The organism is Planosporangium flavigriseum (assembly GCF_011947225.1).
GTDB classification, from domain to species: domain Bacteria; phylum Actinomycetota; class Actinomycetes; order Mycobacteriales; family Micromonosporaceae; genus Planosporangium; species Planosporangium flavigriseum.
In genome coordinates this window covers 156,211-164,650 of record NZ_JAATVW010000014.1, presented here as the reverse complement: position 1 = coordinate 164,650, position 8,440 = coordinate 156,211, and the positions used below count along the sequence as shown (strand labels likewise).

Below are 8,440 nucleotides of genomic sequence, written 5' to 3'. Positions count from 1 at the left end.
TCACAAACTAGCGCACTAACGAGTGAACCTTGCGGTGACACGCGAGTAGACGCCTATCCGCCTTGACGGCGGATCGGCTTTTCCCTGCCCTGCTCCGCAGGCGTTCCGTTTCCTCCCCGCCCTGAAGGCCGGGGTATCCACGGAAGGGATCCGATGACGCGAACCTGCTCTGCCTGCAGTCCCTTCTGGCCCTGCGTGACCTCGAACTCGACCCGCTGGTTCTCCTCAAGCGACTGGTAACCGCCACCCTGGATCGCGGAGAAGTGCACGAACACGTCGCCATGGCCCTCGTCTTGGCGGATGAAACCGAAGCCCTTCTCGGGGTTGAACCACTTCACGATGCCCTGCGCCATGCCATTCTCCCCTGCCGAACAGACCGGTCCACGCACGTGGACCGCGACCCGTCTTGGTATAGCCACCTTCACATCGCTCGCCCCCGGCAACAACGCGAGGCCGTGCGAGCCGTTGACCGGCGGGTGCCCTACCCGAGCGTCGAGGCCGCTAACAAGCCTGTTCGCGGATTTCTCGGCTCCCCACGGTGGGGATGGCCCGGCCACGGCGACGGTGAGGGCGGCGACTACCGCCTCATGTCGACCGCCGGGCAAGCGTCTCGTGTCGGACCCGCAGATCTTTCACGTACTCGGCCAGGGCCGGCTCGTCTGGATAGCGGTCGAGCACAACGCCGAGGCGGGTGAACGTCTGTAATGCCCGGTCACAACGCTCCAGATTCTGGCCTGGCTCGCACGCGCCGGCCAGATGTTGCTCGCACGCGTCCAAGGTCCTGGTCGCCTCGTACACCTCATGCGCCGCACGCCAGTAGCCCAGCTGGGCGCTGTCCAGCCGTCGGACGGCGAATCCACCACACCTGCCACACAGGCACGACTCCCGCGATGAGACGGACTCCCCCGCCGCGGCGGACCGTCGCTCGACCCACTCTCCCAGCGTGCACCGGTCGTCGTCGCTGCGTAGCTGCTTGTGGTGCTGGCAGCCCGGCGCATGGGCCTTCCCCTCTCCCCGGTGGCGGGCGTCGCTGCGGTATACGGGGGTCGTGGTCAGCTGCCCGAGCGGCACACCATGATCGAACGGGGTGAGGTCGACGCAGTCGCCGCGTACCAGCAGCGCGTGCAGCAGAAACGAGTGCGCCAACCCGTATCGCAACGCTTCGCCTGCCAGGTCCACGCTGCGTAGGTCGTCCACGGCGGCGAGCCGATGCACCGCTGCCAAGGCAGGGGAGGCAGCGCCCAGCTCGGTGAGCCACCGGTCAGCCCACGACAGGCCCAACCACTCAAACGCCTCAGCCGCGCCCGGCTCGCACTCCATGCCCAGATTTTGGGCGACTTAAGACATCGCGGCAACGCAGCCCGTCGGCGGACATCCCGGCAACGCAGCCCGTCGGCCGGACACTTCGACGCGTCCTTCATTGCTCACCCAGGGGCGCCGGTTCAACCGCGCCATGACACCGCCATCGAACATAACCCGCCCACCTTCACGTCCTGATCAGGGGAATCTCGGCCGCTATGTCGGTTAGTGCGCCTTGTGGATGACCGGGGTTTGCGGGGATGGAGATAAGGCACTAGCCGCCCATGTCACGCGCAGCAAGAACACCACCTATACCCAGGTCAGACCTCAAAGGGTTGTTCATGCTGGACGGGGTACGCCGGCTTCGCCACACCGCGGCCGCGCTGGGAACACACCTCATTGACCTCGTAGCCAGCGGCACTCAGCTACCACATTGGACACACGAGGGGATGACGTGACACGGCAGATCATGAACTGCGGCGGGCATCGCTATGACTATCGGATCTCCTGGCACGGCCGCGAGTACGAACAGCGGGCCAACAACCACCCGCTGCGACGGCTGCTACCACTGCTCTGCCACCCACGGTGGTTCGCCGACTTCAGCCGCGGCTTCGGCGCCAACGCCCGGCACTACCGCAACGCCGCCGCCCACTACGTGATCGTCGATTTCTCCGCCACCAACCTCATCCACGCCGGTCAACTGCTCGCCGATGACCTTGCCGCCAGCCGCGCCTTCCTGGTACGCGCGGACCTGAACGCGCTGCCGTTCGTCGACGCAGCCTTCGACGCGGCGATGGTGGTCCGGGTGCTGCACCACCTGCCCGACATCGAACGCACACTGGCCGAGATGGGCCGGACGGTCGGCGACCGCTGGCTCATCGAAGCCCCGATTACGCACCACACCCCAGGTGTGCCGCGCGGCGTCGCCTGGCTGGACGGGGGACGAAGCACATAGCCTGGCGCCAGTGACAGCCGGCACCCGCACCAAGCCGTCGGCGAACCTCCACGTCAGCTCGCTCCGGCGCCTTCTGGGCGAGCACGGCTGGCAGACCTGGATCGCGGCGAAGGTGATCAACATTCCGCGTTGGGATCGGTCACTGCCGCCGCTGCTGACCCGGGCACTCCCGCCGGCATTCCAGCCGGGCACGCGCGCCGCCGCGCCCGGCGGTCGCGGCTGGCCGGGGCCTAGCCAGTTTCTGCTGGCACGGCGACCCACACCGATACCGGCCACCCTGACCGGCGTGTCCGAACATGCGCCGAACGAGGCTCCCGCCTTAGCCGCCCGGATGGCCTGCCCGGCCTGTCGGGGCCCGCTGACCTGGACGACGCAGATGGCATCCTGCCTGTCCTGCTCCACGGCCTACCCACGCACCGGCGCGTACTGGGACTTCATCATCCCCGCCAGCCAGCCCGCCACCGTCGGCAGATGATGCGGTTGACATCAGCGTTGCGGCACCGGACCTACCACCTGCCACCAACGGCCGTGACGGGCTGCCGAGCTGCGCGGGCGCCCGCCAGGGTGCACGCTGCAAGGGTGGTACGGGTCAAGCGCGCCTACGACGAACCCGACCCCGCAGACGGTCGGCGAGTACTGGTCGACCGGCTGTGGCCACGCGGCCTGACAAAGCAAGCCGCCGCCGTCGACGAGTGGCTGCGCGACGTCGCCCCGTCCAGCGACCTGCGCCGCTGGTACGGCCACGCCCCGGCCCGGTTCGCCGAGTTCACCCACCGCTACCGGACCGAACTCGCCGACCGCCAGCACGCCGATTCACTCCACCGGCTCCGGACACTGGCCCAGGCCGGACCGCTCACCCTGCTCACGGCCGCCCGAGACGTCGAGCACGCCCACACGGCCGTCCTCGTCGACCTGCTCACCAACAGCGTCGACCAAACCTTCGACTCGGACACCGAGCAGACCGGAAGGTTCGTGGCCGATAAACGGCCACATGACAGCAGAACGAGCGATTGATCACCGTCATGCCGCGCAACGACCGGCCCCGGTGGGTACCCACACTCCTGTTCCTGGCGTCTGCGAATGTGCGGGCGAAAGACGTCGAGATCCTTTCCCTGCGCCACCAGGTACTGGTCCCGCAACGGCAACACCCGCCGGATCACCGGGCTCGCCACGACCTACACTCCCCTACCCGCGCCGGCGAATCCGCGGCCGAGGTAGGCACCGTCGCGCAGAAGCACGGCCTGCAGGCGTGCGACGTCCAGCTGGCGTGGGCTGACCCCGTCGACGAGCGACAACGCGGCAGCCGTCCCGGCCGCCTGGCCCATCGCGAAGGCGGCCGGCATCACCCGAATCGCGCCGAGCGCCTCATGGGTGCTCGACACGCTGCGCCCGGCGACCAGCAACTGCTCACGGCCGACCGGCACCAGGCAACGGTACGGGATCTGGTAGGCGTTGGCGGTGCGTAGCTGTTCGTCGACGCCGCCGCCGCTGCCGGTCGGGCTGTGGATGTCCACGGGGTAGCCGCAGAGCGCGATGACGTCGGCGAAGTCGCGGCCCGAGACGAGATCGTCGAGGGTGAGGGTGTACTCGCCGACGATCCGCCGGGTCTCGCGCACCCCGATGGTCGCCGCGGTGTCGAGCAGGAAACAGTCGGCGAAGCCGGGCAGCCGTCGGCGAAAGAAGCCCATCAGCTCCACGACCTGCCGCCGCCCCTCGATCTCGGCCCGGGTGAGGTCACCGACGTCGGTACCGTCGCGGCGCTGCACCCGGGTGGTGTTCACCCGCCATATGCCCGACTGCAGGGTCTTGTAGAGCCCGACGCCGCGTCGCGGAATGGTGAACTCCCCGGCGGCACGGGCGGCTTCGACGATGGACGCGAAGGGCCGCCTGTCGTCGGGGTGTGCCCGCACGTACTCCTCGACCACGGCGTCGTCGACATTGCCGACCCTGAAGAAGAGCGTCATCGGCTGGGTGAGGCCATCGGCGTCGCGGCCGACCCGGACCGGCGCCCCGGCCCGCGCGGCGACGTCGGCGTCGGCGGAGCAGTCGACGATGACGGACGCCTCGAGCACCTCGAGTCCCGACTTGCTGGCGACCACCACGCCGGTGACGCGATCGCCGTCCAGCCGCGGCTGCACCACCAGCGTGTGCAGCAGCAACTCGACCCCGGCTGCAAGGCACATCTCGGCCGCCACCACCTTGACCGCCTCCGGATCGAACGGGGTGACCTTGTCATGGCCGTAGGTGATGAAACCCGCGTACGGGCTGCCCGCCGGCACACGGGAGGGGTGAATCGCGGAACCTTCCGCCTCCATCCGCAGGATCAGCTCCTCGAACACGCCGCGGATGAGCTGCTCGCCGCCGCCCAGGCTGTATGAGGTCATGCACGGGCCGACCAGACCCGCGGTGAGATTGCCGCCCACGTAGCCGTACCGCTCGACCACCAGCGTGTGGGCGCCGTGCCGAGCGCTTGAGATGGCGGCCGCGAGCCCCGCCGGTCCGGCACCGACCACCAGCACGTCCGTGGTGGCGCGCACGGCCGCCGTCATGGTCAGCTCAACCGTGCGTGGCATGGTCAGCCCGTCTGTTCTCGTCGTTGTCCCGACCAGTACGGCCAGGTGATGGGCGGCAACGGTCGGTCGCCGTCGCGGCTTGGCCAACGGGTCTGACTCAGCGTCGACGGGCCAAGCCCGAGCCTCACGACCAGCAGCATCAGCACGATCATCACGAGCGCGACCGTCACGTCGAGCACCTCCCCGGCGTTCGTGGTCGTTACCTCGTGCCCTGGCGATCCAGCCGTTACAGGTACGGGCCCGCCCTTTCATGGTCGGTCCTCGACACCCGCACGGACACGACATTGGCAAGGTTGATGACCATGCCATGCTCGCGAGCCTCGCGGTCTTCCCTCGCATGCGCCAAGACCAGCCCGCGCCGGTCGCCCAGCGCACGGGTAACCGCCTCCAGCGCCTCCCCCGGGTCCGCAAAGTCCGTACACAGCACGGAGACGTCGTCACCACCCACCGGGTGAAACCGAATGACCAAGTCAATGTTTTCAGCCACAGTCGGCCTCTTTCCTCAAGCATTCCGCGCCGCACGCCGCTGCCCGCCCCATTCGGCCGAGATCCTCGGAACGCCTCACGACACCTGCTCAACTCCGAACGTGGTACCCCGCACCAGATTCGCCTGCGCCGCTGGAACTCCTGCAATGCTCAGGCAGACATGCCCCGTTCACGGCTGGTAACACGTTTGTCTGTGGCGCCCCGCCAAGCCGGCGGGTCTCAGTGTCGGCGGGCGGGACGTTTGGCGACGGTGGAACCGATGCCTCCGCTCGGCGCCTTGGCCCGCCAGCGCGCCGCCATCGGTCGGAGGCCGACGGGCAGCCCCGGCCGATAGATACAGCACCACCTCAGTGAGCCCGCCCCCTGATGGCCCGCCCGCATTGCACCGGCTGGGACGTGTTTGGGCAATGCCCGGGCCGGGTAACGACCGACGATCCTCGGGCGGCAACGGTGGAGGGGGTTGGCGTGGGTAGTGGTCAGCTAAGCACCCGTCAGTTGTCCGACGGCACGGTGGTGGTCGACGTACGTGGCGAACTCGACCTGGCCTCGACAGCCACGTTGCGCGAAGACCTGTCGGCGGAGGTGAGCGCGATGAGGCCTCCGGGGGTGGTGGTCGATCTCGGGCTGGTCACGTTCATCGACAGCATCGGCCTGAGCGCGTTGATCGGCGTGCAGCGCGATATCAGCAGTACCGGTGTTGCGATGCGAGTCGTGAACCCGAGCCCCCTCGTGGCCCGGATGCTGCACGTCGCCGGAGTCGACGAGGGGTTGGGCTGCCATGCGCCGAGGTTTCGGTCCGCAGACCGCCACACGCCTGGATCTTGAGGTCTCTGCTGGCTAGCTCGGGTGTGTCAGGGCCGCCACGTACCTACGTGAGAGGACCTCACGCCGGTGAAACGTGTTGTCCGGGCACGACGTTCGAGAATGCTCTTGGCGGTCACTGTGGTGACCCTCCTGATCGTCGTCCTGGTGTCCGCCATGTGTACCGACCCGCCCGGGCCGGATCCGGCGGACTGGACGACCTACCACCACGACAACACCCGTTCCGGTGTCGCCCCGGAACTGGCACCGCTCGGCACCCTCTCGAAGGCCTGGGACGCCACGCTCGACGGTGCTGTCTACGGCCAGCCCCTCGTCGTCGGCGACCGGGTCTTCGCCGCCACCGAAAACAACACCGTCTACGCCCTCGACGCGGCGACCGGCCGGACGATCTGGTCGACCCACGTCGGCTCCCCGATGCCGCTGTCGCAGTTGCCGTGCGGCAACATCAACCCGCTCGGCATCACCAGCACCATGGTCTACGACCCTGCGACCAGGCTGCTGTTCGCCCTCTCCGAGACCACCGCGGCCCGGCACATGCTGGTCAGCCTCGACGCCACCACCGGCACGGTACGCCAGCGACGCGCGGCCGAACCACCGGAAGGCAACCGGGTCGCCCACCAACAGCGCGGGGCGCTCAGCCTCGTGGACGGCCGGATCTACATCCCCTACGGCGGGCTGGACGGCGACTGCGACCGGTACATCGGCTCGGTCGTCTCGCTCCCCGTCGTCGGTCCGGCCAAGCCGATCAGCTACCACGTCCCCACCACCCGGCAGGGCGGGATCTGGGCCCCCGGCGGCGGCATCCTCGTCGGCGACCGGCTCATGTACGCCACCGGCAACGGCGCCTCCACCACCACCTACGACGGCAGCGACTCCATCATCGCCCTCAACCCCGAGCTCAAACTGGTCGACCGGTTCACCCCGACCATCTGGGCAGAGGACAACTCCTCCGACGCCGACCTCGGCTCCATGACCCCCGCCCTCGCCGGCGGGTACGTGTACGCCAACGGCAAACGCGGCGTCGGCTACACCCTCAAACCCAACCACCTCGGCGGCATCGGCGGCCAGATCGACCAGGCCTACGTCTGCCCGACCTTCGGCGCCGCCGCCGTCAGCGGCAACACCATCTACGTACCCTGTGTCGACGGCCCCCGCGCGGTCACCATCAACACCAAAGGCAAGATCACCGTCGGCTGGCAGGCGGTGGTCTCCGGCGGCGGCTCCCCGACCATCGGTGGCGGGGCAGTCTGGGTCATCGATACCTCACTGGGCATCCTGTCCGCCCTGGACCCGGCCACCGGGGTGGTCCGCCAACGCATCCCCGTCGGCAAGGTGCACCGCTTCGCCTCACCGACTCTCGCCCGCGGCCACGCGTACGTCGGCACGATGACCGGCGTGGCCGCCGTCGCCGGCGCGTGACCTCCTGACACCGGTCGCGAACACGGGTCGGCTCCCCGACAGCGAGACGCCGCCGGCACCCGGCAGGAGTGTCCTGATTGGGCGGGGTGGTGTCATGTGGCGGTCGTGCCGGCGGTGCGCTGGCCGAGAACGTCGATTTCGTGCGCGAGAGCCGACTCTTATACACGTGGTGGGGTCCGCTGGAGACGTTCACGTGGCGAACTTGGTGTCCCTGTCCCGGATCAGGAACCGGAACGACATGACCCGGTCGCCGAGGTCCATGACCAGGCTGCGGGCCTGCTGGACCGCCCACGCCGCGGTCGGATGGGCGGTGACGCCGAGGATGTGCACCCGGCGGGTGGCGACCTCCATCACGACCAGCACATACAGGCGGCGCAGGGTGACGGTGTCGAGGTGGAAGAAGTCGGTGGCCAACAGTCCGGACGCCTGGGCGCGAAGGAAGGTACGCCACGAGGTGTCCATCCCGCGCGGCTGCGGGTGCCGGAAACCCCATCCGCCCTACTGGAGGCCGGTCGGATCGGGTGCATGATGCCCCCGGACGCACCCATCATGCGGCGACGGCGTGACGATTCCGGTACGCGTTCCAGCCAGGCCAAGGGGCATGAGCACGTGGTCAACCACGACCTCGCCGAGTACCACATCGCCACCAACTCCGACGTCGGCTCGGTCGAGGCGTACTGGGTGGACGAGGACGACCCGTACGTCAACCCGATGGGCACCAAGGGACTCGGCGAGGTCGGCATCGTCGGCACCGCCGCGGCGATCGCCAACGCCGTCCACCACGCCACCGGCATCCGCGTCCGCGACCTGCCAATCACCCTGGACAAACTCCTGCGGTAGACGCGGCCATGGACCGGTTCGACCACGCCGTGGTGGGCGCGAGCGA

Annotated in this window: 11 protein-coding genes and 1 pseudogene; 6 read left to right on the top strand and 6 right to left on the bottom strand. The window is 68.8% G+C overall.

What is annotated here, in order from left to right; all coding sequences use genetic code 11:
* Positions 1 to 158: 158 nt before the first annotated feature.
* Both HC028_RS27770 and HC028_RS19385 read right to left on the bottom strand, forming a co-directional pair.
* Positions 159 to 353: pseudogene (locus HC028_RS27770) on the bottom strand (cold-shock protein); the annotation flags it as partial.
* A 232-nt stretch (positions 354 to 585) separates the two neighbouring features.
* Positions 586 to 1,320: a hypothetical protein gene (locus HC028_RS19385; protein ID WP_168078772.1), complete on the bottom strand. Its 735-nt coding sequence runs from the start codon at positions 1,318 to 1,320 to the stop codon at positions 586 to 588.
* Between the two features lie 433 nt (positions 1,321 to 1,753).
* Between HC028_RS19385 and HC028_RS19380 the strand changes: the two genes are divergently transcribed.
* The 3 genes from HC028_RS19380 (at position 1,754) to HC028_RS19370 (ending at position 3,268) form a co-directional block, all read left to right on the top strand.
* Entirely contained in the window at positions 1,754 to 2,254 is a 501-nt protein-coding gene (locus HC028_RS19380; protein WP_168078771.1) for a class I SAM-dependent methyltransferase, read from the top strand.
* 10 nt (positions 2,255 to 2,264) lie between these two features.
* The gene (locus HC028_RS19375; protein ID WP_168078770.1) at positions 2,265 to 2,729 is read left to right on the top strand and encodes a Trm112 family protein; all 465 of its coding nucleotides are present in this window, start codon (positions 2,265 to 2,267) and stop codon (positions 2,727 to 2,729) included.
* A 104-nt stretch (positions 2,730 to 2,833) separates the two neighbouring features.
* Positions 2,834 to 3,268 (top strand): DUF488 domain-containing protein, encoded by a 435-nt coding sequence (locus HC028_RS19370; RefSeq protein ID WP_239075418.1) that lies wholly within the window; start codon positions 2,834 to 2,836, stop codon positions 3,266 to 3,268.
* Positions 3,269 to 3,429: 161 nt separating this feature from the next.
* On the opposite strand, the gene HC028_RS19365 is transcribed toward HC028_RS19370, so the two are convergent.
* The 3 genes from HC028_RS19365 to HC028_RS27760 are packed head-to-tail and all read right to left on the bottom strand — an operon-like array spanning position 3,430 to position 5,314.
* Positions 3,430 to 4,827: an FAD-dependent oxidoreductase gene (locus HC028_RS19365; RefSeq protein ID WP_239075417.1), complete on the bottom strand. Its 1,398-nt coding sequence runs from the start codon at positions 4,825 to 4,827 to the stop codon at positions 3,430 to 3,432.
* 2 nt (positions 4,828 to 4,829) lie between these two features.
* On the bottom strand, positions 4,830 to 4,997 hold the full coding sequence (locus tag HC028_RS27765; RefSeq protein WP_168078769.1) for a hypothetical protein: 168 nt from the start codon (positions 4,995 to 4,997) through the stop codon (positions 4,830 to 4,832).
* Between the two features lie 56 nt (positions 4,998 to 5,053).
* Positions 5,054 to 5,314: a hypothetical protein gene (locus HC028_RS27760; protein WP_168078768.1), complete on the bottom strand. Its 261-nt coding sequence runs from the start codon at positions 5,312 to 5,314 to the stop codon at positions 5,054 to 5,056.
* 494 nt (positions 5,315 to 5,808) lie between these two features.
* Between HC028_RS27760 and HC028_RS19350 the strand changes: the two genes are divergently transcribed.
* Together HC028_RS19350 and HC028_RS19345 are read left to right on the top strand one after the other, a co-directional pair.
* Complete coding sequence (locus tag HC028_RS19350) at positions 5,809 to 6,138, top strand: STAS domain-containing protein (RefSeq protein WP_168078767.1); 330 nt, start codon at positions 5,809 to 5,811, stop codon at positions 6,136 to 6,138.
* Positions 6,139 to 6,237: 99 nt separating this feature from the next.
* On the top strand, positions 6,238 to 7,554 hold the full coding sequence (locus HC028_RS19345; protein ID WP_168078766.1) for an outer membrane protein assembly factor BamB family protein: 1,317 nt from the start codon (positions 6,238 to 6,240) through the stop codon (positions 7,552 to 7,554).
* 189 nt (positions 7,555 to 7,743) lie between these two features.
* Here the strand turns inward: HC028_RS19345 and HC028_RS19340 are convergent, their stop codons facing one another.
* Positions 7,744 to 8,016, bottom strand: a complete 273-nt coding sequence (locus HC028_RS19340) for a hypothetical protein (protein ID WP_203981262.1) — start codon at positions 8,014 to 8,016, stop codon at positions 7,744 to 7,746.
* A 63-nt stretch (positions 8,017 to 8,079) separates the two neighbouring features.
* Between HC028_RS19340 and HC028_RS19335 the strand changes: the two genes are divergently transcribed.
* Complete coding sequence (locus HC028_RS19335) at positions 8,080 to 8,394, top strand: hypothetical protein (RefSeq protein WP_240940254.1); 315 nt, start codon at positions 8,080 to 8,082, stop codon at positions 8,392 to 8,394.
* Positions 8,395 to 8,440: the final 46 nt, after the last annotated feature.

Coding starts and splice junctions, on each gene's coding strand:
- HC028_RS19385 (WP_168078772.1), bottom strand. CDS start 1,320: ATGGAGTGCGAGCCGGGCGCGGCTGAGGCGTTTGAGTGGTTGGGCCTG.
- HC028_RS19365 (WP_239075417.1), bottom strand. CDS start 4,827: ATGCCACGCACGGTTGAGCTGACCATGACGGCGGCCGTGCGCGCCACC.
- HC028_RS19345 (WP_168078766.1), top strand. CDS start 6,238: ATGCTCTTGGCGGTCACTGTGGTGACCCTCCTGATCGTCGTCCTGGTG.
- HC028_RS19340 (WP_203981262.1), bottom strand. CDS start 8,016: ATGGACACCTCGTGGCGTACCTTCCTTCGCGCCCAGGCGTCCGGACTG.
- HC028_RS19335 (WP_240940254.1), top strand. CDS start 8,080: ATGATGCCCCCGGACGCACCCATCATGCGGCGACGGCGTGACGATTCC.